The following is a 26,721-nucleotide window of genomic DNA, read 5'->3' as shown; positions in this document are numbered from 1 at the left end:
TCGAACAACCACGAACGCAGGGGGACAACCGAGCAGTCTGGGCAAAGTCGGCGCGTGGGGGCCGCCGTAGCGTAGGCGTCTCGTTGCACAAACCCTGCTTCCTTCTCCGATGCGCCACGTCTTCGCTCTCGTTCTTCTTGCGCTCCTCGCTGCCGTGTGTACGGTGCCCGTTGAGGCGCAGCCCATGCTCAAGCGGCAGGCGCAGTTCGGCGTGTGGCCCGCGCCGGTCACGCAGGACATGGCCGACGAACTCGGCCTCGACGCGCCCACGGGCGTGCTGATCCAGCAGGTCATGGACGGGCTGACCGGGGCCGCGCTCGGCCTCGAAGCGGGCGACGTGTTGCTCACGATGAACGGTGAGCCAGTGCCGAGTCCGCAGGCGCTCGTGGCGATGGTCGGCACCGTCCGCGAGGGCGACATGGTGGCGGTCGAGGTAATTCGCGGCGGGACGCCGCAGACGCTCACGGCCACCGCCGTGCCGAAGCCGTTCGAGACGGACGGCGCCGCTGAGGTGGTCTACGACGCGGTGCCCTTCCAGGACGGCGCGCTCCGCGCCATCGCCAAGAAGCCGTTTGGTCCTGACGGGCAACCCCAAAACGGGCCGTTCCCGACGGTCTACTTCGTCCAAGGCTATCCGTGCTCCAGTATTGACTTCGGCTCGCCCCAGCACCCTTACGCGCAGCTCATCGACGGCCTCGTGGACCGGGGGTATGCCGTCTTCCGCGTCGAGAAGCCGGGCGTTGGTGACAGCGCGGGCACCTCGAAGTGCGGCGCCATCGGCTATGACGAAGAACTCGACGCCTTCGCCGCGGCCTACGACCACCTGCTCGCCTACGACTGGGTGGACCTCGACAATGTCTTCCTGCTCGGCCACTCCATGGGTGGCCTGCAGGCGCCGATGCTGGCCGCGATGGACCGCTTCAGCCCGAAGGGCGTCGCGGTCTACGGCACCGGCATGCGGCCCTGGCGGGACTACATCCTCGACCTCACGCGCACGCAGGGTCTCCTCCAAGGACAGGGCGACCCTGTGCAAGCATCAGCCAACGTTCGGGCCTGGCGACCCACCATCAACGCCTTTTTCGACGACCAGACGCCGCCCACCGCCCTCGCCACCTCCGAGACCGCGCGCGCCGCCCTCACCGACGGCCTCGGCTGGAACGGCGACCGCGACATGATCGGACGCGACTTCACGTTCTGGCAGGAACTCGCCCAGCATGACGCGACCGCTGCCTGGGCCAGCACCGACGCCTACGTACTCTCGCTCTACGGCGAGGTCGACATCGCCGCGCTGCACGACGAGGACCAGCGCACGCTCGTCCGCATCGTGAACCACTACCGTCCTGACACGGCCGTCTTCCAGGTCATCCCCGAGACCAACCACCCGATGCTCAAGGTGGGCACGATGGAGGAGTACACCGCCCTGATGAAGCGCGGCGAGAATCCGTACCAGGTCGCGTCGTTCAACCCCGCGGTCACCGTCGCCTTCGCCGATTGGCTCGACGCGACGGTGGCTAAGCCAGCGCTGTAGGGGTGGTCCTCTGGAAGTGGCTTGTCCTGAGTGTGTGGGAGTTGCTGCTCCTACAGGGCTTGCAGTGATTCCCCCTCGGCGGATGACGAGCGAGCCTTATCCGAGGTGCTGAGGTTCTTCCCGTAACGTGGAGGCGTTGTTTCTGCCGCCTAGCGTTACTGAACCATGGAAAACCGTCACAGCCGCACGCCGAAGCCGGGTCCTTCGCCAAAGCAATCTTCGCCAAAGCAAGCGGGTGCCCTCGCCCTGGGAACCGCTGTGCTCGGCCTCGTAGGTACGCCCGCCGCCGAGGCGCAAATTCCCTTCGTCGAGCAGGTCCCGTCCCCGTTCGAGCTTGGTCCCTTCGCTGAGACCACCACGCCGGTCCTGGCCGACTTCGACGGTGACGGCGACCTCAACGTGATCATCAGCTTCAAGTATGGGCCGATCGTGGCGTACGAGAACACGGGCACGCCCGAAGCCCCGGCGTTCCGGGCCGTAGCCGACACCACGATCATCGGCTCGGGGACGGGGTTCTCGGACGCAAGCAGCCCCGTGGCCCTCGGCGACCTCGACGGCGACGGCGACCTCGACGGCATCCTCTCCAATCAGGACGGCTCGCTGCGTTACTTCGAGAACACCGGGACGCCCGAGCGCCCCGTGCCCCGCGAGCGCACAGGAACCGCGAACCCCCTCCTCAACGTCACCGTGCCGCTCTCGCAAATAGCGTTCGTGGACCTCGACGACGATGGCGACCTCGATCTCGCGGGCGCGAGTGCGAACTACGAGGGCTACGGCGGCGATGGCTTCCTGAGCTACTACGAGAACACCGGCTCGGCCACGGTCCCGGCGTTCGCGCAGCGCACGGGGGCGACCAACCCCTTCGACGGCATACGAGGCAGCGGCCTGACGCTGGGTGACGGCGACAGCGACGGCGACCTCGACCTCGTGGCGGCCATCGATAGGGACGACAGCGTCGACAACGTCCGAGGCTTCCTCAACGTCTACCGCAACGTTGGCACGTCGACCGCACCGCGCTTCCGCCAGGTCCCCGACGCCCGCAACCCCTTCGCCGACATCGAGGACAACCGCCCCCGACCGTTCCTCATGGACCTCGACGGCGACAACGACCTCGATCTTGCGCTCGGCACGAGCCTAGATGGGGTGCGCTACTTCGAGAACGTATTGCCTGCACCGGGGGCGGGACTGCTGGGCAGCGCAGCGATCGTGGCCGCGGTTGCAAGGCCCACAGTGCTGCGCGATGGCGACGGGGCGCTGCTCACCTGGACCCACACCGGCCCCAACGCCACCTACGAGGTCCATCGCCTTTTCGGCACCACTGGCGCGTTCGACCTGCTCGGCACCGTCGCGGCGACCAATGGCCAGGAGCTTCGCTTCCACACCGGGCCGCTGGGCGATGGCACCGTCCAGCTTCGCCTGCGTCGGGTCGAGAACGACGGGCGCAGCGCCTACGGTCCCACGGCGGTGGCACAGACCGGGATTGCCGGAACGCACACGCTGAGTGCCCCCTATCCAAATCCAACCCCTGGGCGGGCGCAGTTCGTCCTGACGGCCGCGGAGGCGCAGTCGGTGCAGGCACGGATCTACGACCTGTCCGGTCGTCACGTCGCCGATGTCTTCGCAGGGGCGCTGGAGGCAGGGTTGCCGAGGCGCTTCGTGGTCGGCGACGGGCTGGGTGCGGGAGCCTATGTGCTGCGCGTGACCGGCGAACACTTCCAGGACGCGCAGCGCTTCACGGTCGTGCCGAGGTAGCCCGCATGGGGCGGCATCTGTCATGGGGCGGCATCTGTCATGGGGCGGCATCCGTCATGGGGCGGTAGCCTTCATGGCCGCCGCTGCAGGGCTTCGTTTGTCGCGGCGATGAGAGCGTCGAGATTGGTGCACGCATCGATGGTCGCCGCGCCGAGCAACACGAGTGGGACAGCGTCGGCGGGGCCGCCGTCGGTGAGGATGACGGGCAGCGGGAGTTCGGTGAGGGCAGGGTAGGTGCCCAGAAACTCGTCGCGGTGCAGGAAGACGAGGGGAAGGCCGAGGCCGTCGAGGTAGTCGCGCCAGGCGCGGCGCATGGCGAATGCGCCGTAGGTGACCTGGCAGAGGCGGCACTCGTAGGTGCCCGGCGAGAGGAGCTTGTGGACGGAGTCGGTGGCGGCGTTGAAGAGGCCGCGGTCGGCGTTGTAGACAAAGACGAGGCGCATCGGGGAAACGCTGAGGTTGAGAGGGGCTAGCGCGCGCTCGGTGTGCGGTGACGCACAGGCTTGGGGTCCTGAAGGTCTTTCCCCGTATGGGCAGCGCGCTTGGCGCCCGTTGAGGCAGGGACGGAACCACGACGTGCATGCGCTCAGGCTGGACCGTGCTCCAGGATGTAGCAGGTGCTTTTTAGAAACGATCCCGCACGTAGTCGGCGCTCACGGCTGTGCCTGCGCCCAACAGCAGCGTGTAGGGCCACACGGGGAGACGCCGCGCCCCGTCTCACCCATTCACCCCCCATCGAAGGAGGCGCCGCATGGCCCTGCTCCCCCTTGCTCAGTTCTTCGCCCGCTACGGCACCAACGACGCCTGCCTCGACGCTCTGAGGGAGGCGCGGTGGCCCTCCGAAGTCTACGAAGACCGCATCCCTTGCAAGAAGTGCGGCGCCCCGACGCGCCACCATCTCATCGCCACGCGGCGGTGCTATTCGTGCCAGACGTGTGGCACCCAGGTCCGCCCCACCACTGCGACGATGTTCGAGCGCTCAAGAATCGCGCTCACCGACTGGTTCTACGTCCTCTATCTCTTTGCCCGGCTGTCGGAGCCGCCTTCAGCCAGGCAGGTCGCGCAAGAGATCGGCGTGTCCTATCCGACCGCGCTGCGGATGTGCCGCCGCATCCAGGAGCGCGCCGACGAAGCGCAGGCGTTGGCGGACGTCCTGTTCGAGGTGGCGGAGGTGACAGAGTAGGGTAGAGAGAGCGGCTGAGGGCCCGTGTGCCTGCGCCCGTGCACGTGCGCGAGCCTTCCTATCTACGTGCACCATCGTTTCTGGGGCAAGGCGTACGGCGCTGGACAGGTTAGGAGATGTGCGCTAGGGCACCCTACTATGCGGCTAAGTCGTTCGCAAGCGAGCCTTCGTGCTCCAGTGGACGGTGCTGCGTCGCAGGAGGGGCGACGTCGGCGGTTCTGCTCTCATTGATCAACCTTGCTCGCTCTCATGCCACGTCTCCGTTCCCCTCACTCCCTTGGCACGCTGGCGCTCGGAGCAGCCGCAGCGCTGACCGTGCCGGACGCCGACGCCCAAGTCGCGTTCATCGAACCGGATCCGTCTCCCTTCGCAGGCATCGAGGCCCTCGAGTTGAATCCAGACTCGGCCATCAAATTCGCCGATTACGACGGCGACGGCGATTTCGATTTCATCTTCAGCGACAAGTACGGCTCGTTCACGGTCTACCAGAACGTCGGGACACCGACCGACCCGGCCTTCGTCAAGCAGGTGGATCCGAGCTTCTTTGAGCCCTTCGATCTAGACATCAACGATGTCGTGTTGCCGTCGTTCGCTGACCTCGACGACGATGGCGACCTCGACGTCGTGCTCACCACGTTCGACGGTCCCGTACGCTACTTCGAGAACGTCGGCACGCCGACCAAGCTGCGCGTTGAAGAGCGGTTCGGGACTGACAATCCATTTAGTGGCTTTATTGGCCTGTTGGACGATACGGTCTTCGCCGACCTGGACGATGACGGAGACCTTGACCTCATCGGTCCAACCGGTGCGCGCACCTCCTTCGGTCCTACTGGCGTGCCTACCTACTTCGAGAACGTCGGCACGCCGGAGGCACCGGTCTTTGAGCAGCGGTTTGGCGACGCCAACCCCTTCGATGGGGTTGTGTCGGTCAACGGCTTCGCGTTCGGCGACGGCGATGGCGACGGCGACCTCGATCTCGTTGCAGGCATCAGCGACTCGTTCCAGCGGACGCTCCGGACCTACCGGAACGTCGGTACGCCGACGGCCCCTCGTTTTGTGTTGCTGCCGATCGACCGCGATCCCTTCGGGAGCGTGACGGGCACCGACGGGCTCACCCCCGCGCTCGTGGACCTTGACGCCGATGGCGACCTCGACCTCGCCTTTGGGTCTGACGGTAACGGGGTTCGCTACTTCGAGAACGTCACAAACGCAAGCGTCCGTGCAGGGAGCGCAAGCCTCGCAGCGGTTTCCGTGCCGCTTCCGGCCGCCACCCGCGACGCCGACGGCGCGCTCCTCGCCTGGACCCACACCGGCCCCGACGCTACCTACGAGGTCCACCGCCTCCTCGGCTCCGCCGGTGCCTTCGACCTCCTCGGCTCCGTCTCGGCCACCGACGGCGAGGCGGTGCGCTTCCACACCGGCCCGCTCGGCGACGGTGCTTCGGAGGTGCGTCTGCGTCGCGTGGAGGCCGACGGGCACAGCGCCTACGGACCGACGGCCGAGGTGCGCACAGGGCTAGCCGGTACGCATGAACTGGGCGAGGTCTACCCGAACCCGACGGCGGCGGGTGCGCAGTTCACGCTGCGAGTCGCTGAGGCGCAGGAGGTGACGGTGCAGGTGTATGACGCGGCGGGTCGGCAGGTAGCGGAGGCGTTCCGCGGCCGCGTCGAGACGGGCGTGGCGGAGCGCGTTGAGCTTGGCCGGGGCCTGAGCGCGGGGGTGTATTTCGTGCGCGTCACGGGTGAGCAGTTCGCCGACGTGCAGCGGCTGACGGTGCTGCCCGAGTGAAGGCGTCTACGTTAGAGCGGGTGTCCTTCGCGTCGGTCGCGCTGACCGGCGCGGAGGTGCTCGCCGATCCCGCCTTGCCCATCCAGGACCGCTGGCGGCGGCGGCTCGAAGCCGTCCCCGCCTTGCGAACGCAACGGTACCTCGCGGAGCAGGCCGTCACGGACAAACACGCCGCGAACGAACACGTCGTGGCGATGGCGCTTGCAGCCGTGCGTCCCGACGGACTCGGGCAGGTCTACTCGCTCGCGACGGTGCCCGCGCAGCGCCAGCAAGGCATGGCGACGGCGCTGCTCGGCCGCCTCGAAGCGCGCCTAGCGGAGGCAGGGTGCCCAGCGGTCCAAGCGCTCTACCGGACCGACCTCCGGAGCCTCGTCGCGGTCGAGACGGTCCTCGCCAAGCGGGGCTGGGACCCGCCGCGCCCGGCGCAGTACCTCTTTCGCGGCACCGCGGCCGTCCTCGACACGCCCGCGTTTCAGGGCCTCGCCCTGCCCGACGGGTGCACGCTTTTCGACTGGGTGGCGCTGACCGAAGCCGAGCGCCGTGCGCTCACGCGGCGCATCGGCCACACGATCCCCGCCGCGCTCTCACCGTTCCAGCAGCCCAACCGCCTCGACGCTGCGTGCAGCGTCGGCGCACGCTACCAGGGCGAAGTCGTCGGGTGGATGCTGCTTCATCAGGTCGGCGAGGACGGTGTGCGGCAGTACACGACGCTCTGGGTCCGCCGCGACTTTGTCCGCACGCCGCTCGCGCTCGCGCTGCTGCGCACGGCCATCGAGCGGCACGCGCATCAGTCCCCAGATGGGCGGGGACTCTTTTCGGTTCAGGCCGACAACCGGAGCATGGTCAACCTCGCGCGGCGTCGGCTTGGGCTGACACCGACGGTGACGCTGCGCATCGCTGGAAAGCGGTGTTGAGTGTCTAACCTGGCGTTAGTCCACTGCGAGGATGCGTTCGATCTGGGCGCGGTGGGCAAGGTCGTGCCCGGCGTAGAGCCGCACCATGTCCGCGACGGACTCCTCGCCGCGCTCGCCGTGTAGCCCGACCCGCTGCCACTCTGCCTCGGTTGCCTGCCCGACGAGGAGCAGGTTGACGGCCCGCATCGCCCTGAACGCGTCCACGGAGGGTCCGGGCGGGCGGACCTCATAGCGGAGCCGCGCTGCCCAGAGGTCCTGGTCATACCCGGCGAGCGCGGGCCGCTCTTCGGCGAGGGTATGGCGGAGGCGGACGCTCCACACGACCTCCGAGTCGGCGAGGTGGTGCAGCACGGCGGCCACGGACCAGCGCCCCGGCGCCTCGGCCGCGCTTAGTCGCTCAGGTGGCGTGTCACGCAGGACGTCCGCGCACCACGATGGCATCGTGCGGAGCACGTCGAGCGGATCGGCGCTGCCAAGCAGGTCGAGGAGGGCGCGGCGGTAGCGGGCGACGGTCGACGCGTCGCTGTCGCCGGGGAGTGTGAGCGTAGTCATGGCGTCACGAGGGCGAGAGGGGCGGATACTTTTCGAGCAGGTGGGCTGGGCGGATCGGGCGGGGGACGAAGCCGCCGCCGCAGTTGGGGCAGACGCCGGCGAACGGCCCGTCCACGCAGGCAGCGCAGAAGGTGCACTCGAACGAGCAGATGCGGGCGTGAGGCGAGTCGGGCGGCAGGGCGGTGCCGCAGCGCTCACAGGCGGGTCGGAGTTCGAGCATCGGTCAGGCGTTAGAGAGTGGGATGTCGAGAGGGCGCGCCGCGTCGAACGACAAGGGGGGAGCGTGGAAGGCCTGCCACGCGTCGCCGTCTAGGTAGAACCGACGCTTCGCTTTGGAAGTCGCGCCGAGGTGGTCGTAGAACCGGATCGCAGAGGCGTTGGACGTAGGGGTCTGCCACTCCATGCGGATGCACCCGGCTGCGGTCGCTGCCTGGACGACGCACGCGACCAGCCTCCGGCCTAGTCCGCGGCCGCGAGCCTCAGGGCGGAGGTAGAGACAGTCGAGGTGGGCATACTGCGCCGCGTCCCAGGTCGAGAGCTGCGGCATCCAGGTGGCGAAGCCAATCAGGCGATCCGCTTGCGTGACGACGAAGCCGTAAACCCCTGGGGCCTCGCCGAACAACAGGGCGCCGAGCCGCTGCGCCTTGCCCGTCGGATCGTAGACGCAGCCCTCGTAGGCGGCGTGCTCGGCACAGAGCGCCACCAGGGCGTCCAGGTCGGCACGGCGGACAGGACGGAGGGCGAGGTCACTCATGGCGCGGAGGTATTGTGGGGGAGGACGAGGCGCTGCGCAACAGCAATGTCAGCTGTGCCACGCCGCGCCGCAGGGCATGCTCGTTGACGCCCGCATAGCCGAGGAGGAGGCCAGGCGAGCTCATAGGGCCGACATAGCACGGTGACAACGGCGGGACGTGCAGCCCAGCTGCCGCAGCACGCGCGGACACGGCGAGGTCGTTGGTGTGCGCAGGGAGCCGGGCGCAGACGTGGAGGCCCGTATCGGTCGGTCCCAACGTCACGAGAGTGCCCAGGTCAGTCTGTGCGGCGTCAAGGAGCGCGGTGCGGCGGCGTCGGTAGACCTCGCGCGTCCGGCGGAGGTGCGCGGCGAAGTGCCCGCGCTCGACAAACGCCGCCACTGTCGCCTGCACGAGCGCCGAAGGCTGGCCGCCAAACGCCTCCACCGCGCGCTCGATCACATCCACGAGCGATTCAGGAAGCACCACGTAGCCGAGGCGTAGGCCCGGAAACAACACCTTGTTGAACGTGCCGACGTAGATCACGCGCCCCGCGCGGTCGAAGCTCTGGAGCGGAGCGAGGGGCTGCCCGACGTGCCGGAACTCGCTGTCGTAGTCGTCCTCGACAATCCACGCGCCCGTCTGCGCGGCCCAGTCCAGAAGGGCCACGCGGCGCTCGGCGGAGAGGGTCACGCCGGTGGGATACTGGTGCGACGGCGTCACGTACGCGAGGCAGGCGTCGGGCACGGCATCGAGGCCGACCTTGACGTCCAAGCCATCGTCGTCCACCGGCACAGGCACGAGCCGCGCATCGGCAAAGGCCGCGCGGGCGCCAAGGTAGGCGGGGTCTTCCATCCACACGGCATCGCCGGGGTCGACGAGCACGCGAGCGAGCAGCGACAACGCCTGCTGGGTGCTCGTCACGATGAGCAGCTGCGCAGGGGTGCACTGGACGCGGCGCGTGCGCGCGAGGTGGTCGGCGAGCGCCGTCCGCAGCCCGACATCGCCCAGGAGCGGCGACGAGCGCTGGAGGTCGCGCCCTCGCTCGTGCAGCACCGCCGTCACGAGCCGGTTCCATGCTGCGAGCGGGAAGATGTCGTCGCTCGGCAGGCACGGCGCAAAGCCGACGGGCGTCTCCGGCGCATCACGGTAGCGGAGAAGCGTGGTGAGACGGTGTCCCAGCGTCGAGAGGGACGAAGACGGGAGTGTTGACGCGTCCGGCTCCGGCAAGGCGGGCGGCGTCGGCCGCGTCGGGAGGAGGTCGACTACGAAGGTCCCGGCGCCGCGCCGCCGCGCCACGAAGCCCTCGGCGACGAGTTCGTCGTAGGCTAGCTCGACGGTCGTGCGCGACACGCCGAGGTCACGGGCGAGCACGCGCGAGGCAGGCAGCCGCGCTCCAGCGCTGAGGTGCTCGCGGAGAATCAGGGCACGCAGGTGATCCCGGAGCCGGTGGTAGAGCGGCGCCTGCGAAGCGCCGTCCTTCGTCGGGCCTACCGCGTTGAGACTGGCCGTAAAGTCTGCGACAAGGTCGATCAGCGGGGCGTCCGTGCGGTGGTTCATCGCGCGAGCCAGTAGCTGAGTTTGACGAGGAAGACGTTCGTGCCGGGGTCCGTGAAGAGTGCCGAGAGGTCCCGGCCGCGGAGCCGCCCGTCCTGCACGAGGGTGTCCGAGCGCTGCTGCTGCCAGACGGCGAAGAGCGTCGAGCCGGGGCGGTATTCCCAGCGGAGGACGGCGTTGCCTTGGAGCGCCCGGAAGGTAAAGTCGCGGTCAGCGATCTCGAACGTGGCGCCGCCGTCGCCCGGATCGATGGTGACGGAGCCGTCGGGGTTGTCGCGTAGGGCTCCGAGGTCGATGCCATAGACGGGCAAGTCCATCACGCCAGGCTCGGTGAACGCGCGGAAGTCGGTGTAGCGGCCCGTCGAGACGAGCGGGCGGAGGTAGAGTTGCAGCGAGACGGTGGGCAAGAACGTCCAGTCGAGGCGGGAGACGAGCGCGAGGTCGAGCCGGTCGATGCGCCCGAAGACGTAGCGCCGCCCGAACGTCGCCGCGGCTGCGGGCTCGTCGAAGGCGGTGACGTACTGGTACGGCGAGACGGTGCGCGTCACGTCGGGGCCGAGCGAGACCACGATGCCGGGCGCTGGGCGGGCGTTCATCGTCACGCTGCCGCCGTAGAAGCCGCCGCCGGTCTCGTCGCCGCCACCGTGGACGTAGCCGGTCCCGCCGACAGCCTTCCGCGGGTCCGAGGTTACCGTGAGGCTTGCCTGTGCGCCGAGGGGGTCGGTCCAGAGCGGTCCGCCGCGCGTGATCCGGTCGTTGACGGTGCGCAGGTTGGCGAAGCCGCTGAGCCGCGCGCTCCACAGGCTGGCGAACTCCATCCCCAGGCCCCAGCCCATGAACGAGTGCGTGCGGTCCCAACCCATGCTGTAGCCGAGCGAGCCGAACACATTCGCCGTCCAGCGCCGCAGCCAGCCCTGTGCCTCCGGCTCGTCGTAGAAGACCGAGAGGCCGACGTAGTTCTGGTCGGCGCGAGTCTGAAAGCCGAGCGCGTTCGACTCGAAGCCGGGCGAGGTGTAGGCCGCGCTGAGCGAGCCGCGCCAGTGCGTCCCGCTCACCTTCGCGATGGCGACCTCCGCGGTCGTGCCGACGAGCGTCGTCCGTGAGGAGTCCACGGCGAGGTGGTCGGCGTCGGGGCGCTGGTAGAGCCGTCGGAACGCCGTCTGCAAGCCGAGCATCGCGTCCGCGCTGCCGCCGACGTGGCTCGCCGCGCCCAGCCCGCTCACGATCCAGGCGTCCGAGAGCGCATACTCCGCGTCGACTCCGACGACGTACTCGTGGCTCGGCAGTAGCGTCGCGAGCGCATCATCGTTGGTGTTCCGGTTCACCGCCGTGAGGAGCCCGCCTACCTGCGCCGCACCGAAGCGTCCCCGCCCGCGCGCCACGAGGTAGTTCGACGCCGGCTCGATCTGGGCTCGGTCGTCCATCGCTTCGGTGCCGCCGCGCACGGCGAAGCGGCCATACTCCGGGGCGGTGACGGCATCGAGCACGCCGACGGTGAATGGGCCGATGCGCCCGGTCATCTTCGCCGCGCCGAGGATGGTCGTCTGGGCGGGCGCGTCGGTGTAGACGGTCCCCGCCTCGCCGGCCGCGTCGTAGGCCGCACCGGGCACAAACGCCGTGCGCTGCGGCCCGCGCCCGATGCGGCGCGTGTAGAGAAAGAGCGGCCGGTTGTTGTTGAAGTACGACCGCGTGCGCCCGTAGTTGAACACCTCTAAGCCTTCGATGAAGAAGGGCCGCTGCTCGGGAAAAAACAGCTCGTAGGCCGTGAGGTTGATCTGCGCTGGGTCGGCCTCGACCTGCCCGAAGTCCGGGTTGACGGTGCCCGTGAGCCGAAGGTCGCTCGTCAGCCCCACCTTGAAGTCGACGCCGACGTTCGGGGCGAGGTCGCTAGCTTGGTAGAACGGGTCGCCGGCGTCGCCGGGGGCGCGGGTGAGTGCGCTCGCCACGTAGGGCTGCACCTCGACGGCGCGCGGCGCGCGGAGCGCACCAGGGATCGTCAGCGCCCCGAATCGGCTCACGATGCCGAACGTGCTCGGCAGCTGCGGCGCCCAGTAGGCGACCTCGCCCGTGCGGAAGTGCGTGCGGCGGAACTGCACGCCCCAGGTGTGCGGCCCCTCCCCGCCAGCAAACCGAAGCTGAGCGAGCGGGATAGCAAACTCGGCCGTCCAGCCCGCGTCGTCGCGGCGGGTGGCGACGTCCCAGACGGCGTCCCAGGAGGCATCCTCGCGGATGTCGTCGAAGAGGAGCGCGTCCCGCTGGACGCCCGCGGCCGTGACCTGAAAGACGAAGGCCGTGCGGTCGTCGTCGTACGAGTCGAGCATCACCGAGGCGGCGTCGGTGGCGGGCGGCGTGTCGCGGCGGGCTAAGCGGTCGTCGATGCCACTCGGCTGGCTGTCGTCGAGGCGCAGCCCGACGTAGAGCGTCGTCCTCCCGACGAGCACGCGTGCGGTCGTTTGCTCGCTGGCGGCCACGCCAGCTTGCGGTGCGAACTGCACGAAGTCCGAGGCGGCTTCGGCCGTCGCCCACGCGGCCTCGTCGAGTCGCCCATCGATATCAATGTCGCTGGCCCGAGTCGCGTGCAGGACGTGGGTAGGGCTGGGCGCCGAGGGCCGTGCCGAGTTGGCAGCAGACGGCGACTGCGCCGCGGTGGGCATCGAGAGCAGGGCGAGGGCGGCGAGGAGCGCGAGAGCAGGCATGTGCAGGCAGCGGCAAGCGGTACGATGTGCCAAGCTCTCCGATGCCGGGGGCAGTCCCTAGAGCCGCTTTGCCGCGAAGGTGCAGACCAATCGGTCCGCTCGTTTGCAGCAGATCGGATCGGATCTCGCCTCGGGCCTGAACGGACTGTCCGGTCTCTCGTTCATACGTGTGCACCTCCATATCTCTGCACGTCTCTTGGACTCTCTCACCCAAATCGCGCTGGGCGCGGCCTGCGGCGAAGCCGTAGCCGGGCGGCGCGTCGGCGGCCGGGCTGCCCTCTGGGGCGGCGTCGCGGGCACGCTCCCCGACCTCGACATTCTCGCCTACCCGTTCCTCGACCCGATGGGCGAGCTGTACTTCCACCGCGGCCTCACGCACGGGCTGCTGTTCGGCTTCGTGGCGGGGCCGTTCCTCGGCTGGCTCCTCGCGCGATTCTACCGATGGCGTCTGGACCGCGCCGGGCCGCAGGCGAGCGAGGCGCTGCACGCGGCGACCTCGTGGCGGCTCTGGGCAGCCGTTTCCGTCGTCGCCCTCGTCACGCACCCGCTCATCGACGCGCTCACGATCTACGGGACGCAGCTCTTCCAGCCGTTCAGCAACACGCCCGTCTCGGTCGGCTCGCTCTTCATCATCGACCCGCTCTACACGATGTGGCTCGTGCTCGGCGTGGGCATCGCGCTGGTGCTGCGGCGCGATCACCCGTGGCGCCGCCGCATCGTGGTCGTGGGGCTAGCGCTGAGCACGGCCTATGCGGGGTGGAGCCTCGCCGCGCACGCCTGGGCACGAGCAGCGGTCGGCGATGTAGCCAACGCGCAGCATGCCGACGGACGCACCCTCCTCGCCGCGCTCCCATTCACGACGCTCGCGTGGAACGTGCTCGTGGAGGTGCCGCCCGGCCGCGCGCTCCACCCCGGCGCCACGCTCGACGGGGCCGACGACGAGACGATGTTTGTGGCGCAGACCTATGCGCTCGCCGATGAGCCCGGCACACTTGACCTCACGCAGGGCCTCGTCATCCCGCAGCGGGCCGACCTGCTCGCGCCAGCCGAAGGGTCGCGGGCGCTCGAAACGCTCCGGTGGTTCTCGCAGGGGTGGTACGCCGCCGAGCAACGCGGCGACCGGCTCCTCGTGCATGACCTCCGCTTCGGCCGCATCGGCGGGACCGCCACCGACGCCGAGGTACCGTTCGTCTTCACGTTTTGGCTCCACCAGGACGCCGCCGGAGCCTGGACGTTCGAGCAGCAGCCCCCCGACCTCGGCAGCCTCGACGCGGAGGCGTTTCGGCGGCTCTGGGGCCGCATCCAAGGCCGCACTGGGGCATCAGCGCAGGCGCCGTAGGTCGGAGCAACCACCCTCGCTCACCTCTCGAACCACGCTAGGACATTCGGCAGCTTCGTCGTCTACCTCCTCATCGCTGCTGTGTGCGGTGCCATCGGGCGCAGGTCATTCGCTCGGCGGCTGCTTCGTCTCAGCCGTCGTGGGGCTGATCGGAGCCTGCCTCGGCACCTGGATCGCTGACGAGTTCGGGTTTCCAGAGTTCTGGGTGCTGCGTATTGGCGGCGAGGCGTTTCCGGTGATCTGGGCCGTGCTCGGCTCGGCGCTCTTTGCCTTCGGCGTAGGCCTCGTCACACGCCGACGCCGGTGACCACGCGCGGAGCCGTCCGCGTCGTCAACCCTGCCGTGAGGTTGCTGAGGACGCGGTCGGTGTCTTCCTGGAAGAGCACGAACGGAACGCCGCTGGCGACCTGCTTGAGCGGGTTGTGCTCGTCCACGACACACTGGTAGGTCTCGTAGCACCGCAACGCCTCGGTGCCGCGCTGGCGGTCCGCGTCGGAAAACGTCACGATGGCGCCTACGTCGGCACGCGGCACGCCCTGGAGGTGATCGGGTGGGCGCACGATCTCGCCTTCGATGAGCGTGAAGAGCGCGAGCCGACGCGGCGCACCGGCACGTCCCCGTAGCTCGCAAAACACGCGCTTCACGACGGCGTGCGTGACGAGGTGGTCCGGGTGGCCGCTGATGCCGTGCGCGGCGTAGGTCACGAGCACGTCGGGTCGCACGCGCTCGACCGCGTCCCGGATGGCCGCTTCGAGCGGGCGCGGGTCGAGGTCGGCGAGGCCGCTGTCAGGGAAGTCTAGGACGGTCGCCGAGGTGCAGCCGAGGGCCTCGGCGGCGGCGAGCGTCTCCCGCTCCCGGATGGCGCCCATCTCCTCGACGGAGTAGCCGTAGGTGTGCCGCTGCTTCGTAGCGCCGCCCCGCGTGAGCGTGAGCAGATGGACGGCGTGCCCCTCGCGTGCGTGCCGCGCCATGGCGGGGCCAGGGCCGAAGGACTCATCGTCGGGGTGCGGGAAGACGTAGAGGAGGGTCACAGGGGACGACGGCGAGACAGAGAAACGACGGAGCGGTACAGGCGCTCGAATGTTTGTTGCAACGAGCGATGTGCCTAAATCGTTTCAGCGTGGCCTGAAAATAGGCTCTAGAATCAGGCTGGAATCGCGCTGCACGCCTACCGGGCTGCGGCCTCGGCGGCCCCATCCGGTGTCGGTTCTTAGGGGCCGTCGCTCTGGGTGCCGTCGCTCTGGGTACCGTCGTCGCGGATGATCTCGTGGAAGACCGTCTCGCCGGTCTGGAGCATACGCCGGGCGTAGGGGTGGCACAGCTTGCACTTTTGCCCGAACGTGACGTGCGCCTGGAGCGCCGCCACCGAGTCGGCCCCGGTGGCGGCAGCGATGTCCTTCAGGCAGGCGAAGGTCTGCTGGAAGCAGTAGCAGCGGTCGATGCGGAGGGACACAGCGACTAGCGGGCGAGGGTGAGCGGGAGCGTCTGCACGGTGCCGCCCGTCACAACGCGGGCGACGTAGCGGCCGGCGGGTAGCCCGCGGCCGTCGAAGCGGAACGTCTGTGTCCCGGCGGCCACCGGACCGTCCGCTAGGTGGGCCACAGCGCGGCCGAGCACGTCGTAGACCGTGAGTTGCACCGTCGCGGCCTCGTCTAGGGTGAGCGCGACCGTGGCCGCGTCCGCGAACGGGTTCGGGTAGGCGGCGAGCGCGGGCGCAGCGTTTGGCTGGTCGCTCTCGTTCGACACCGAGGTCACGACGTAGGCAGCAGCGTAGGTCGGGTAGATGCCGCTCGGGTAGCTCGCCACTTGCTGCCCGTCGATCGTGTGGACGGTGACGGTGCCCGCCGCGCTGAACGGGTTGGCGATGTCAGGGCGGCCCGCGTAGACCACCTCGCCCTCGGGATCGAGCGCCACGGCTGAGATCGCGGCGTCGCCGGTGATCACGGCCGAGCCGTCCAGCACGTTGCGCTCCGTGTCGAAGATGAGCACGCCGCCAGCGACGACCGTGAGGAGCGTGTTCGTGAGCGGCTCGTAGGTGGCCTCCTGCGCGAAGCCGACTGCGATGGGCTGCGGTGCCGCGATGCGCGCCACCTCTGAGCCGTCGGCCGCAGCGAGGACGACGACCTCGTCGGCGCAGACGGCCCAGATCTCGTCCTCATTGTCAGCAAAGACGAGCCGCGCCGGGCAGCCGATGTCGACGTACTCCGCGAGCGCGTCCGTGGCCACGTCGATCACAGCAAGAGAGTCACGCTCGCCGAAGCCGCCGAGGGCGACATAGGCGCGTCCGGCCGCCGCCGCGACGCCCTCCGGCTGGCGGTCTACCGTGATGCTGCCTGTGATCGTGTTCGTGGCGAGGTCAAGGACGCTCACGAAGGCCGGGTCCGTTGTCGAGAAGGCATAGGTCTGGTTGGTGACGTAGGCCTTGCCAGGCGCGACCTCGGCGAGGTAGCGCGGGTTGCGAAGCTCGGTGAGGCTCCCCGTCACCTGGGCGACCTGGGCGTTCGTGGCGAGGTCGATCACGTCCACGCGGCTCGCGCCGTCGTTGCCAGCGGTGAGGTAGAGCCGGTCGCCGATGATCTGCGCGCCCTGCGTGTAGACGCGGTCCGTGAGGATCTCAGAGGCGCTCCCCGCGCCGGGGTCGACGAAGGTGAGCGAGGCGTTGTCGGCGCCGAAGGCCCCTTGGCTGGGCACGTAGACGCCGCGCGTGTCAATCGCCTGGGCGAAGACCGGGGTCGTGAGAAGGAGGAGGGTGAGTAGCGAAAAGAGGCGCATAGGAAGTAGGGTTGAGCGGTGCGTCGCAGCGGTGCGACGGGTGGGCGGTGAAGAGAAGCGGGGGAGAGAAGAGCCCTAGCGGATGTCGAGGGCGAGGCGGAGGGTGAGGTGGCGCGGGGGCATCGGGAAGCGGCGGACGACGGCGTAGCGGAGGTCGGCGGCGTTGTCCAGGCGGAGCGCGAGCGTGGCGGCGACGTGCTGGGAGAGCACGACGCGGCTGCGTGCCTGTACATCGACCACGGTGAGGGGCGCGAGTGACTGTGAGCCGTCGGATGTGTGGTAGCGCCGCCCCGTGTGCCGCACGTCGACGTCGACGCGGAGGAGGTCGGTGCCGCCGCCGAGACCGGCTTTCACCTGGGCATCGGGGACGTAGAGGAGCGGCTGGTCGAAGCTGCTGGACTCGGGGTTGGAGCGGTCGCGTGCGTCGGTGAGCGTGACGAGGCCGCGCGCCTCCACGGTGCGCCCAGCGCGGGTATAGCGGACGGCCCCCGACAGCTCCCACCCGCGCGTCTCCACGCGGCCAACGTTGCCCGGTCGCCACACGAAATCGTTGCCCGGCCGCCAGGCGATCTGGTCGCGAATGCGGCTCGCGAACCACGACGCTTCCGCGTCAAGGTGCAGCGCCGCGTCCTCCGCGATCGGGCGACGAATGGCGAGCGCGGCCCCCGCGTCGAGGCTCGTGCCGCGCTCGGGGCGCAGCGCCGGGTCGCCGACGGAGCCCCAGAAGCGGTCGTTGAAGGTGGGCGCGCGGAAGGCGCGGCGGGCGCTCGCCTTGAGGTAGAGAGGGGCGCGCGCGAGCGGCTGGACGTTGAGGCCGAGCGCCGGGCTGAGCGCCGTCAGCGTCGCGCTCGAATCCTGGTCGGCAGCGCGCACGGCGTCGTAGCGGAGCGCCGGGAAGAGCCGCACGCGCCCGTAGTCGCCGACGGCGCTGAGGTGGGCGGCGAGGTTCCGGTCGGCAGCGTCCTCGCGGAGCTGCGGGTGTGAGGCCTGGCCGAACGTCGCGTGGCCGCCGGCGGTCAGCGTCCAGACGCCGTCCACGGGGAGGCGCACCGCGAACGGGCGCTGGAGGCTCGCCTGCGTCGAGAGGGTCCGCGTGGCTCCCGTGTCGTCCACGCCGCCGCCGAGGAAGCGGAGGCGGCCCTCCTGGACGAGCGCGCCGACGCGGAGCTGCGTCGCACCAAAGCGGTGCGTGTGGTCGGTCCAGATGCGGAGGTGCTCGTCCCACTGGCGCTCGCCGCGGGTGCCGCCGAAGGCGAAGAGGCCGCGCTCGGCCGCGCTGTGCCACACGCCGAGGCTGGAGCGCGTGCGCTCGGTGTCGAGGTGAAAGCGCGCGAGCAGGCTGCGGCGCTGCTCGTCGGTGTCCTCGCGGCGAAGCCATAGCCCCGAGGTGCCCGTCTCGTTGTCGAAGCGCGTCGGGTCGAAGTAGGCATAGTCGCCCTCCTGCGTGGTCACGTCGGCGACGGCGAGCACGCCGAAGCGGGCGCCGTCTCCGAGAACGCCGCCCAATGCGGTGGTGGGTAGGGCGACCTCGTCGCGGACGAGCAGCCCAGCGGTGCGTGCGCCCCACGCGCTGGCCTCGCCGTAGGCTCGAACTTGGCGTCCCGAACCGCCCGTGCGGAGGTTGACCACGCCGCCGAGCCCGTCGGTGCCGTGGAGCGCGCTGCCCGGGCCGTGGACGACCTCGACCTGCTCGAAGAGCACAGCGGGCAGCAGCGAGAGGTCGAGCTGTCCGAGCTGCGGATCGGCGATGCGGTGGCCGTCGAGGAGGATGAGCGTCTGCGATGCGCCGGTGCCGCGCAGCGAGAGGCTGGCGAGGCCGCCGGGGCCATAGCGCCGGAGGAACGCGCCGCTGCGGGCGTCGAGGAGGTCGGCCACGCTAGCGCTGCCTGTGGCAGCGACGTCGGCGCGGGTGAGCACGGTCACGCGGCCGGGGGCTTCAGGCGGTGCAGTCGGCGTGCGCGTGGCAGTCACGGTCACCGTGCCGAGCGAGTCGCGCAGCGTGGGAGAGGCGCCAAGCGTGTCGCGCGGCATCACCTGCGCCGTCCCGACGAGTGGGAGCGCGAGGAAGAGGAGTAGGGCGGCGATAGCGTGGCGCACGGGCACGAAAAAACCCGGCCTCAGGGAGAGGTCGGGTCGCACGGACCGGGCGCGCCCTCGCGTGGATAGGGCACGCCACACCGGGTGACACTGCGCGAGCGCGCCGCACGTGAGCCGGTGGGGCCGATGACGCCAGACACCTCTGGTCCCGGAGGTAGGGGGGGCGTGGGCGCACGGGCAGGTCTCCTGGCTCACGGTCCTCAGGCTCGTCCGCCTCAGCGCCGTCCTTCCCAGCCCCGTGTGGGGCAGTGGACGACGCGTCCGCAGCGGCAGCCGACCGCTTACAGTTGCGGGCACAGCTCCGGCTTGGAACGGCGAGCGCGTGGATCCCAACTGGGTGGGCACCATGCGGCCTGCACGTTCGCACCGGATTCCCTTTTCATCCCGAAGCCGACTGGATCGGTCTTCGTGGACACCCGCGCGCGTATGTGAGAGAACGAACATCGGTGCGTCGCAGGGACGCCACCGAGTGGTCGATAAACCAACCGCTGCCAATATAGGCGCCGCCACGCGAGGCGCTCCCGCGCGGGGCGATTTTCACGAACGAGCCTGGTCCAGGGATAAGGGTAACGCAGTCACCCTCGGCAGAGCCGCTCAAATATGGTATACTTGCCGCAGAACGCACGCGTCGCGGGGCGCGTGCTGCTGACTGGCTGAGTGCCCACCCAGGGCATCATACTGCTCCCGCTCTGCTGGCTCCGACGAGGTCCCTCCGCACCGTCCAAATCGCCGCCATCATGACTGTCTGCCTGTTTCGCCGGATGTTGCTGCACCGCCTGCATGCAACGTGGCTGTCCGTGCTCCTCGGCCTGTTCGCGCTTAGCCTGCTCGTGGGCTGTGACACCGCGTCCGATGACGAGCCGCCGCCTGAGACCCTCGTCGAGGATGTAGCGCTCTCGGTGGCTAATGCGCTCGCGCTCCACACCAACGGGGCGCTCGACGTCGTCGCGGACCTCGCGCTCGCACGCGTGGAGGCGATCTCGCCCGCTTCGGCGCCGCTGATGTATTCGGCCAGCGGTGTCACGCGCACCTACCGCTACGACGGCCCGGCCGTCACCTGGCGCGTCACCGCCGACGGCCGCCGCGGCAGCCGCGATGCCGACTTCTTCGCCGACATCCGCCGCACCTACACGCTCAACTTCCTGACGTCCGACGGCCGCCTCATTTCGTCGTTCGACGCGCCCAATGACCGGGCTACGTCTCTCCAGGTCGCTGTCACGAGCGGTACCAGCGACCGCGACCTCCCGGGCAGCAGCAGTCGCCTCACCAACATGCAGGGCAGCCTCACGGTCACCGACCTCGATGCGGCGGCGCTCACCGTCAACGGCACGCTGACGCTCTCGGGGCTCGACCGCATCGCGCGAGACGACAACGTGTTCGCTGGGACCAACTTCACCCTCGTCCTCACCATCGAGGACGTGCGTGGCCCTAGCGATGGGCGCGACGGCTGGGCCGGCGAGGCGACGGGGCGCATCACCGGCGCATACCGGGCAACGTACTCCCGCGAAGTCGGCGGCGCGGTCACAGACCAGCAAACCGTCGAGCGCACCGTCGAGATCGACTTGGAGAGTGGGTCCGGGCTCCAGGCACTCCGTCTGCTCTTCGACACGCAGGTCTTCCGCGCCAACATTGAGACCGGACAACTGACGACGCTCGCGCCGTAGTGTAGCCAGCGCCGTAGTCTACCCAGCTAGGTCGAGCGAGCCCTCAACGCGCTCGCCGGCGTTGACCTCAAACGGCAGCAAGTTTTCGGCGGGCGGTAGCGGGCAGACGTACGCCGGGTTGAAGGCGCAATACGGCGTCGTGGCGAAGTTGAAGTCGAGCACGTAGCGCCCGTCGGGCTGGGAGCGCAGTTCGAGGTAGCGGCCCGCCCCGTAGGTCGTGCGCCCGCTGGTGGCGTCGCGGAACGGGATGAAGAGCGTGGCAGGTCCCAGGACGGGCTCGAAGGCCGTGAGCTGGAATGGGCGCCCGTCGTAGGTGAACGAGAGCAACCCGGCGTGCGTGAACGGGCGGGCGGTGCCCGTGGACGTGGTCAGCAGCAGCGTGTCGGTGGTAAACGTCGGCGTGAGGCGCGGACGAAAGGCGAAGGTCGAGTCGTAGGCGAAGTGCGGCAGGCCGTCGAAGGCCGCCGTGTCCGCCGGGAGCAACGGGGAGGCGGCTGACCGGAAGAGGCTGTCCTTGCGGACGAGGGCCGCGTCCCACTCCGCGCGCAAGCGGTCGAGCGGGAGCGGTTCGGGCGGGGGCGGCTCCGAGCAGCCGTGGAGCACCCCGGCGGAGAGCACCCCAACACAGAGGAGCAGAACGAAGCGGGAGAGCGCTGGCATCGAGGGTGGGCATGGACGAGCGGTGGCGCGTAGAACCCGCAGCGTGCCGAGACGTTCAGCCCGCCCCCCAGATTGTGTCCCTCGGCTTTTCCTCCTGCTTTGCCTCCCGCTATGCGCTCGTTGCTCCGCATTCTGTCGCTGCTCCTCGTCCTCGCGGCCTCGCCTGCGATGGCCCAAGACCTCTATCTCACCCAGGAGGTCTTCACCGAGGCTAGCTTCGGCTTCGCCGTCGATCTCCAGCACGACAACGCCGACCCGGACCGGCTCTACCTCGTCGAGCAGCAGGGGCGCATCGTGACCTTCAGCCGCTCAGGCGATGGCAGCGACGCCGCCCCGTTCCTCGACATCCGCGATCGCGTCTTCGCGGGAGGCGAACTGGGCCTGCTCGGCCTCGCCTTCCACCCCGACTATGCCGACAACGGCCGCTTCTTCGTCTACTACACGACGCCGTCGCCTATCCGCACCATCGTCGCGGAGTACGCCCGCTCGGCCAGCGACCCAACCGCCGCAGACCCCGCCAGCGAGCGCGTCCTCCTCTCGGTTGCGCAGCCCTTCCAGAACCACAACGCAGGCCAGATCGCCTTCGGCCCCGACGGGCTCTTCTACATCGCCCTCGGCGATGGTGGACTGGGCGGGGACCCCGAGGAGAACGGCGAGGACCCGACCACGCTGCTCGGCTCCATCCTCCGCATCGACGTGGACGATGTCCCGGCCGGGGCCCCCTACGGCATCCCCGAGGACAACCCCTTCGCCCCGACCGACGGCCTCGAACGCGACGAGATCTATGCCTACGGCCTCCGCAACCCCTGGCGCTTCTCGTTCGACCCTGTCACGGACTACCTCTGGACGGCCGACGTCGGGCAGAACGCCTTCGAAGAGATCAACCGCGTCGTCAACGGGGGGAACTACGGCTGGGACCGAAAAGAAGGGTTTGCGTGCTACGAGCCGTCGCGCAACTGTGACTTCGAAGGCCAAGTTGACCCGGTCTTCGTCTACGCGCACGGGGACGATACGGGCTTTTCGGTGACCGGCGGCCATGTCTACCGCGGGCCCACCAACGGCGGACTCGTCGGACGCTACATCTACGGTGACTATGTGACGGGCAACGTTTGGGCGCTCGACGTGCGCAACCTCGACGAGGTCTCGAACGCGCGCATCGCGTCTGTCCCCAACCCGACTTCGTTCGGTGTGGACGCCGACAACGAGCTCTATGTGCTCAGCAGCCCGTTCGGGTCGCCGAGGGCCCGGGTCTTCCAGTTCGTGCGCAACCCGACGACCACGGAGGAAGACGGCCTCGCCGGACGCGCCATCGCGCTCGACCTCCAGGGGCCGAATCCCTTCCGCGGAGCCACGACGCTGCGTGTCGAGACCGCCGCGGCGGGCCGCGCGACGCTTCAGGTGTTCGACGTGCTCGGCCGTCCCGTCGCCACGCTGCTCAACGCGACGCCGATGCAGCCGGGGCAGGTCGTCGAGGCCCGCTTCGCGGCCCGCGGGCTCCCCGCCGGGCTCTACTTCGCGCGGCTCGACCTCGGCAGCGAGCGCGTCACGCGCCGCCTCGTCGTAGCCCAGTGATCGAGCTACCTGATCGTAGCCTGACGGTATCCCTGCCCCGCGCCGATTCCCTCGTTCTCCGACTCCGCTGACTCATGCAGCCGCCGCCGTTCGTCCCGACGTACAACAAGCCCGACGCGCCGGGCATCCACCTCGCCTTCGACAACACGATCGCGCTCTACCAGGTGGTCGAGGCGGACGACACCTTCGAAACCGCAGCGCAGGGGGCGTTCGCCCTCGTGCGGGAGGCGCAGGACCGCTATCCGGACTGGCCACGCGTGTACTACCTCGACGTGCGCGGCCATGAGGGCGAGGCCAAGGGCTTCGACCCCGACTTCTTTGAGTTCCAGCAGGAGTTTCTGCTGGGTGCGTTCGGACCGTTTCTGACGGCGCTCGTGCTGCCCCTGACGGGCGGGTTGGTCAACCCCGAGGTGCAGCGCAACGATGTCCCCGACGTGCTCCACATCGGCGAGGACGGGGCCTGATCAAAAAGGGCACCGCCACGTGAGTACGGGTACGCCTGGACGTCGAAGCGCCTCAAGGTGTGCCTGGCGACAGCGTGCAGGCGGTATGCTTCTTGCCCAACGAGCGGGCCATAGACGGGCGCGTCAGCGGGCGTCGTGTGGCGGTGCCATGCGGCCATGCATGGAGGCGCTCCCGTGGCCCGCTCACCTTTCGACCTCCCCGGCGGTTCGTTTCGCTATGCCGCTGCTCGCCTCCAACTCCGCCTATGCACTGGACGCTGCGCCCAGGTCCGCGCCGCTGCAGGCGCTCCGAGACACGGCCCGCCTAGGGTTGCGCCGGATCGCACGGCTGGCGGCCCGCTACGCCCAGGTGCCGTGCGTGCAGATCGTCTTCCTCGACGCGCAGCGCGGCATCTGGAGCCTCGTCGAGGGAGGACTCGACGGCGTCAAGCCCGACGCGCGCCTGCTGTATGCAGACGGCCATGTCACCGACGGCATCGAGATCCACAACGACGTCCATGCACACGACCGCTGGGTAGAGATCTTGCCTCCCGAGGTCCGGTTTTTCGCTGGCTTCGTGTGCTACCACGCCGAGGATCCGACCGCACCGAACAAGGTGACGCCGTTGGCAGCGCTCTGTCTCTGGGACACCCAGTCGCGTGTGCTGCATCCAGACCAGGTGGCGTTTCTCTCGGAGCTCGCCGCGGGCCTCGCTGAACCGGTGGGGCGATACGAGAGCGACGCTAGCCGCTACCGCACCGAGGCGCGCCTGAGCCGCATCGCCGAGGCAACCCCGGATGCGGTGATCCTCGCGGCGCCCGACCGGCGCATCGTCGCTGTCAATCCTGCGTTCGAGCGGCTCTTCGGCTATGCGCAGGACGAGGTGGCCGGCGACACGACCGAGCGGCTCTACTCCGACTCTCAAGACTACGCGCTCCAGGGACGACTGCGCTTCCACCCAGAGGCGGCCGACCGGGAGGCGGCGTACCGAGTGACCTACCGCCGTGCCGACGGCACCACGTTCGTAGGCGAAACCGTCGGCGTGAAGATCGCCGGGGGCGCCGACGGCTTTCTGGGCGTCATCCGCGACGTAACGCCTCAGCAGCAGGCCGAGGACGCGCTGCGGTATGCCCGCGACCGGGCCGAAGCGGCGGCCAACCTGATCCGGGCCTTCCTCGCCAACATCAACCACGAAATCAGGACGCCGCTCACCGGCCTGCTCGGTGCCGCGGAGTGGCTCCGCCTCGAAGCGCCGCCGAGCCTTCAGCAGCCCCTCGAACTGGTCCATCAGAACAGCCTGCGTCTCAAAACGACCCTGAACTCGGTTCTCGACCTGGCACGCATCGAGGCAGGAGAAATGCCAACCCAACTCGAGCGCTTCGCCCCAGCCCGCCTCCTGCAGACCGTCCTAGACGAGGCGCACAGCCTGGCTGAAGAGCGGGCGCTATCGCTGCACCTGAAGGCCTCGCTTCCGGAATCCGTGGCCGAGGGCCACGCCTCCATCTTCGGCCGCATCGCCTCTCATCTCGTCACCAACGCACTCAAGTTCACCGAAGAAGGGCACGTTGAGGTCGCCCTAGAGCCGCTGGACGACGGCCTCCGCCTGCGGGTGACGGACACAGGGTGCGGCATCGACCCCGAGTTCTTGCCCTACGTCTTCAACGCGTTCGAGCAGGAATCCGACGGATGGACCCGGACGCATGACGGCGTCGGCATCGGGTTGACCATTGCGCAGCGGCTCACCGCGCTCATCGACGGCACGATCGAAGCGAGGAGCACGCTCGGCGTAGGGAGCACCTTCACGGTCACGCTCCCCTGCACGTGGCTGCCGGGCGCCGACAGCGCGGCTCCAGTCTCGACGCAAGCCGACGCGGCGACGCAGCAAGGGGAGGCCCAGCTGGAGGCCAATCAGCCAGAGGCCGACCAGCCGGAGGCGTTCCGCTTCGCAGACGATGCCCCTGCCAGCGCTGTCGAAGGCGTGCCCGTGAATGGCGTACCCGTCGACGCCAAGCCGTTTGCCCCGAGCGGGCTGCGTCAGTCGCAGCAGCGCGAACCCGCGCGCCGCGAACCGCCGATGGCCGCCGTCCAGACCCCCGAAACGGCAGCACCAGGACCGCTCGCCCAGCCCACCGGCCTCCTCGTGGTGGATACGGACCAGACGATCTGCTCGCTCGTCGGTGCCTACCTCATGGGCATCTGCGAGGTGCATGCCGCGACCACCCTCGCCGAGGCGCTCGAACGCGCCGAGGAGCGCCCGTTCGACCTCCTTTTGCTCAGTCCCAACCTCACAGACACGGCGTCTGGAGAGGTTCTCGCCCAACTGCGTGCGTGCGCGGGCACCGCCGGTGCCTACGCGATCGCGCTGACGGAACCAGGCCAGGGTGCGCCGCCCGGATTCGACGCCGCCTTGCACAAGCCGCTTGACGACATGGAACTGGTGCTCACCGTCGGTGCAGCGCTAGCGGGCTAGCCAACGGGGCCTGGCGTGATGGTGCGGAGTCGGTAGACCCGGTCCGTCGCGGTCACGAACAGGCTGTGGCCGTCCTCCCCGAAGGCGCAGTTGGACACCTTGCGTCCGAGATCCATCGTGCCGAGCGCGGTGCCATCGGCTGCGAACACATGCAGGCCGAGCGGCCCGGCCGACCACACGCGCCCGTCGTCGTCGAACGTGAAGCCGTCGGGCATGGCCTGGGTGGCGCGGGCCTCGGACTGGGGTGGGGCGAGGTAGGGCGCGGCGTCGTGAAACAGCGTGCCTGCGCCGAAGGTGCCGTCGTCGTGCACGGGGAAGGCCCACCAGCCAGGGCAGTGGTCGTCCGAGCAGGCCACGAGCGCCGTCTTGCCGTCTGGCGTGAAGCCGACGCCGTTGGGCCGGTAGAGCGCCTCCGAGGCGACCGTCAGCGTCCCGTCGTCCGGGTCGATGCAGTAGACCGCGGCACGGGTCAACTCGCGCAGGGCAGGATCGTCAAGGCCATAGGGCGGGTCGGTGAAGTAGAGCGCGCCGGTCGCCGGGTGGCGCGCGACGTCGTTAGGGCTGTTGAGGCGCTTCGTCTGCCCGCCCTCGTCAGCGTGTGTGGCGAGGGGGTGCTTGAGCCAGCGGTCCTCATCGAGCCGGAAGACGCCGCGCTCACCGTGAGAGCAGAGCACCACGCGCGCCTCGGCGTCGAGGGCGAGCCCGTTGGAGCCATGTTCGATGCCGGGGGGCTCCGGACCGGCATAGCCGCTCGGGCGGAGGAACACCCGGCGCGACCACGCCCCGCCATCGTCCTGTGCGATCCGCCACATCGTGTTGCCCTTCACGTCGGAGACGAGGAGTCCGCCGAGCCGCGCGACCCAGACCGGCCCCTCGACCCAGATCAGGCCGTCGGCCACGACGGTGGGCTCGGTCCCAGGTTGCAGCAGGTTTAGCATGGCGACGATAGAGCAGGTGTACGTGACAATTTCGCTTGACGCTGCGAGGGCGTTCCGTTTGCTTC

General features: G+C 69.4%; 23 protein-coding genes and 1 riboswitch. Of the genes, 11 read left to right on the top strand and 12 right to left on the bottom strand.

The window, feature by feature from the left end:
- Window positions 1-109 precede the first annotated feature (109 nt).
- Both AAFU51_11675 and AAFU51_11670 read left to right on the top strand, forming a co-directional pair.
- A complete protein-coding gene (locus AAFU51_11675) occupies window positions 110-1,528 on the top strand; it encodes an alpha/beta fold hydrolase (protein MEO1571917.1) in 1,419 nt (472 codons plus the stop codon).
- A 258-nt stretch (window positions 1,529-1,786) separates the two neighbouring features.
- Window positions 1,787-3,280 (top strand): T9SS type A sorting domain-containing protein, encoded by a 1,494-nt coding sequence (locus AAFU51_11670; protein MEO1571916.1) that lies wholly within the window; start codon window positions 1,787-1,789, stop codon window positions 3,278-3,280.
- 71 nt (window positions 3,281-3,351) lie between these two features.
- Here AAFU51_11670 and AAFU51_11665 read toward each other — a convergent pair whose 3' ends face one another.
- Complete coding sequence (locus AAFU51_11665; GenBank protein MEO1571915.1) at window positions 3,352-3,723, bottom strand: hypothetical protein; 372 nt, start codon at window positions 3,721-3,723, stop codon at window positions 3,352-3,354.
- A gap of 308 nt (window positions 3,724-4,031) precedes the next feature.
- On the opposite strand from AAFU51_11665, the gene AAFU51_11660 reads away from it, so the two are divergent.
- The 3 genes from AAFU51_11660 (at window position 4,032) to AAFU51_11650 (ending at window position 7,165) form a co-directional block, all read left to right on the top strand.
- Window positions 4,032-4,463 carry an IS1595 family transposase gene (locus tag AAFU51_11660; GenBank protein MEO1571914.1) on the top strand — a complete coding sequence of 144 codons (432 nt, stop codon included), beginning with the start codon at window positions 4,032-4,034 and terminating at the stop codon, window positions 4,461-4,463.
- Between the two features lie 249 nt (window positions 4,464-4,712).
- A complete protein-coding gene (locus AAFU51_11655) occupies window positions 4,713-6,251 on the top strand; it encodes a T9SS type A sorting domain-containing protein (protein ID MEO1571913.1) in 1,539 nt (512 codons plus the stop codon).
- 20 nt (window positions 6,252-6,271) lie between these two features.
- The gene (locus AAFU51_11650; protein MEO1571912.1) at window positions 6,272-7,165 is read left to right on the top strand and encodes a GNAT family N-acetyltransferase; all 894 of its coding nucleotides are present in this window, start codon (window positions 6,272-6,274) and stop codon (window positions 7,163-7,165) included.
- A gap of 15 nt (window positions 7,166-7,180) precedes the next feature.
- Here the strand turns inward: AAFU51_11650 and AAFU51_11645 are convergent, their stop codons facing one another.
- The 5 genes from AAFU51_11645 to AAFU51_11625 are packed head-to-tail and all read right to left on the bottom strand — an operon-like array spanning window position 7,181 to window position 12,701.
- Complete coding sequence (locus AAFU51_11645) at window positions 7,181-7,717, bottom strand: DinB family protein (GenBank protein ID MEO1571911.1); 537 nt, start codon at window positions 7,715-7,717, stop codon at window positions 7,181-7,183.
- A 4-nt stretch (window positions 7,718-7,721) separates the two neighbouring features.
- Window positions 7,722-7,937 carry a DUF1272 domain-containing protein gene (locus tag AAFU51_11640; GenBank protein MEO1571910.1) on the bottom strand — a complete coding sequence of 72 codons (216 nt, stop codon included), beginning with the start codon at window positions 7,935-7,937 and terminating at the stop codon, window positions 7,722-7,724.
- 3 nt (window positions 7,938-7,940) lie between these two features.
- Window positions 7,941-8,471: a GNAT family N-acetyltransferase gene (locus AAFU51_11635; GenBank protein ID MEO1571909.1), complete on the bottom strand. Its 531-nt coding sequence runs from the start codon at window positions 8,469-8,471 to the stop codon at window positions 7,941-7,943.
- Complete coding sequence (locus AAFU51_11630) at window positions 8,464-10,008, bottom strand: PLP-dependent aminotransferase family protein (GenBank protein ID MEO1571908.1); 1,545 nt, start codon at window positions 10,006-10,008, stop codon at window positions 8,464-8,466. Before AAFU51_11630 ends, AAFU51_11635 begins: the two co-directional genes overlap by 8 nt.
- Entirely contained in the window at window positions 10,005-12,701 is a 2,697-nt protein-coding gene (locus tag AAFU51_11625; GenBank protein MEO1571907.1) for a DUF5916 domain-containing protein, read from the bottom strand. The genes AAFU51_11630 and AAFU51_11625 overlap by 4 nt, the downstream gene beginning before the upstream one ends.
- A gap of 196 nt (window positions 12,702-12,897) precedes the next feature.
- Here AAFU51_11625 and AAFU51_11620 point away from each other — a divergent pair, with 196 nt between their 5' ends.
- On the top strand, window positions 12,898-14,040 hold the full coding sequence (locus tag AAFU51_11620; GenBank protein ID MEO1571906.1) for a metal-dependent hydrolase: 1,143 nt from the start codon (window positions 12,898-12,900) through the stop codon (window positions 14,038-14,040).
- Window positions 14,041-14,128: 88 nt separating this feature from the next.
- Window positions 14,129-14,347, top strand: coding sequence for a hypothetical protein (locus AAFU51_11615; GenBank protein MEO1571905.1), 219 nt, complete (start codon window positions 14,129-14,131; stop codon window positions 14,345-14,347).
- Here the strand turns inward: AAFU51_11615 and AAFU51_11610 are convergent.
- The 4 genes from AAFU51_11610 to AAFU51_11595 form a co-directional block, all read right to left on the bottom strand.
- Window positions 14,328-15,071 (bottom strand): PIG-L family deacetylase, encoded by a 744-nt coding sequence (locus tag AAFU51_11610; GenBank protein MEO1571904.1) that lies wholly within the window; start codon window positions 15,069-15,071, stop codon window positions 14,328-14,330. The two genes, AAFU51_11615 and AAFU51_11610, sit on opposite strands and share 20 nt — an antisense overlap.
- A 179-nt stretch (window positions 15,072-15,250) precedes the next feature.
- Window positions 15,251-15,493 carry a (2Fe-2S)-binding protein gene (locus AAFU51_11605; protein MEO1571903.1) on the bottom strand — a complete coding sequence of 81 codons (243 nt, stop codon included), beginning with the start codon at window positions 15,491-15,493 and terminating at the stop codon, window positions 15,251-15,253.
- A gap of 5 nt (window positions 15,494-15,498) precedes the next feature.
- Window positions 15,499-16,812, bottom strand: a complete 1,314-nt coding sequence (locus tag AAFU51_11600) for a T9SS type A sorting domain-containing protein (GenBank protein ID MEO1571902.1) — start codon at window positions 16,810-16,812, stop codon at window positions 15,499-15,501.
- 75 nt (window positions 16,813-16,887) lie between these two features.
- Window positions 16,888-18,909, bottom strand: a complete 2,022-nt coding sequence (locus AAFU51_11595; protein MEO1571901.1) for a TonB-dependent receptor — start codon at window positions 18,907-18,909, stop codon at window positions 16,888-16,890.
- 158 nt (window positions 18,910-19,067) lie between these two features.
- Window positions 19,068-19,344, bottom strand: a riboswitch (cobalamin riboswitch).
- Between the two features lie 302 nt (window positions 19,345-19,646).
- Here AAFU51_11595 and AAFU51_11590 point away from each other — a divergent pair.
- Complete coding sequence (locus tag AAFU51_11590) at window positions 19,647-20,573, top strand: hypothetical protein (GenBank protein ID MEO1571900.1); 927 nt, start codon at window positions 19,647-19,649, stop codon at window positions 20,571-20,573.
- A gap of 18 nt (window positions 20,574-20,591) precedes the next feature.
- On the opposite strand, the gene AAFU51_11585 is transcribed toward AAFU51_11590, so the two are convergent.
- On the bottom strand, window positions 20,592-21,233 hold the full coding sequence (locus AAFU51_11585) for a DUF1684 domain-containing protein (protein MEO1571899.1): 642 nt from the start codon (window positions 21,231-21,233) through the stop codon (window positions 20,592-20,594).
- A 111-nt stretch (window positions 21,234-21,344) separates the two neighbouring features.
- On the opposite strand from AAFU51_11585, the gene AAFU51_11580 reads away from it, so the two are divergent.
- The 3 genes from AAFU51_11580 to AAFU51_11570 all read left to right on the top strand — a co-directional run bounded on the left by AAFU51_11580 (window position 21,345) and on the right by AAFU51_11570 (window position 25,718).
- Entirely contained in the window at window positions 21,345-22,805 is a 1,461-nt protein-coding gene (locus AAFU51_11580) for a PQQ-dependent sugar dehydrogenase (GenBank protein MEO1571898.1), read from the top strand.
- A gap of 74 nt (window positions 22,806-22,879) precedes the next feature.
- The gene (locus AAFU51_11575; protein MEO1571897.1) at window positions 22,880-23,269 is read left to right on the top strand and encodes a hypothetical protein; all 390 of its coding nucleotides are present in this window, start codon (window positions 22,880-22,882) and stop codon (window positions 23,267-23,269) included.
- A gap of 217 nt (window positions 23,270-23,486) precedes the next feature.
- Entirely contained in the window at window positions 23,487-25,718 is a 2,232-nt protein-coding gene (locus AAFU51_11570) for an ATP-binding protein (GenBank protein ID MEO1571896.1), read from the top strand.
- Here AAFU51_11570 and AAFU51_11565 read toward each other — a convergent pair.
- Window positions 25,715-26,656: an SMP-30/gluconolactonase/LRE family protein gene (locus AAFU51_11565; GenBank protein MEO1571895.1), complete on the bottom strand. Its 942-nt coding sequence runs from the start codon at window positions 26,654-26,656 to the stop codon at window positions 25,715-25,717. The genes AAFU51_11570 and AAFU51_11565 overlap by 4 nt on opposite strands.
- Between the last annotated feature and the right edge of the window lie 65 nt (window positions 26,657-26,721).

It is taken from the genome of Bacteroidota bacterium (assembly GCA_039821555.1).
In the GTDB taxonomy this organism is placed as follows: Bacteria; Bacteroidota; Rhodothermia; order Rhodothermales; family Rubricoccaceae; genus JBCBEX01.
Note: the sequence above shows the minus strand (reverse complement) of the source record. Positions and strands in the feature narration are given on the sequence as shown.